The 829-nt window shown below is 50.3% G+C and carries 1 protein-coding gene; it reads right to left on the bottom strand.

All coding sequences use genetic code 11. The features are described from left to right. Nucleotides 1-829, bottom strand: an 829-nt coding sequence (locus tag R7R24_RS24660; RefSeq protein WP_318119721.1) for an NRAMP family divalent metal transporter, incomplete at both ends; no start/stop codon positions are given.

Here is an 829-nt window from a genome sequence, read left to right as displayed (position 1 = left end):
AGCAGAAGAATTGGCATGTCCATGGTAACCGTGCCTAGCGAAGTTAGGATAATGAAGCCGACACACCACGCTTTTTCGTTTCGCGCTACAACGGGGAAAAGCGTCTTAATTAATGAGATAGCCATGTAAGAGTTACCCACTACAGACGTGATGGAAGCAACAAACAGTACTAAGCCAAAGATGAAGTAACCAAGCTGGCCAGCACCTTGACGGAAAGCGTCGGCTGCCGGGTTAGCTGAATCCAACGTTGCGCCTGTCGCGATAACACCAAATACAGCTAAAAACAGTAGTACGCGAATAACCACCGCAATAGAGATACCAGCCCACGCCGTTGAAGTGATGGAAGGTACGTTCTCTTTACCTTTCAAGCCGATGTCCACTAGGCGTTGTGCACCCGTGTAGTAACCGCCAACTGCGCCGCCAACGATAGTCAATGTAGGCAGAAGCAAGCTTCCAACATCCATAGGCATCACCGCTGCACTTAGTGTCTCTCCCATCGGAGGTAAGCTCGTCATTGCCACATATGCAATCAGAACAATCATGAACAAGCCAAGGTAGCGAGCCATTTGGTCCATTCGTTTGGAGGCGTTATGAACCACAAACAGCAAACAGCCGACCACACCAGTAAACAGCGCACCCCAAGTCGTGTCCACGCCCGTTAACACATTAATGCCTAATGCCGCGCCACTTACATTGCCAAAGTTAAACGCCACAGCTCCAAGCGCAAGGAGAATACCGACACCATAACCCATACCCGGCGCCACTTTGTTCGCAATGTCTTGGATTCGCATGCCAGAAACGCCCACAATGCGCCACAAGTTCATCACGA

It is taken from the genome of Vibrio sp. 704 (assembly GCF_033339295.1).
This window is presented reverse-complemented; position numbering and strand designations above follow the sequence as displayed.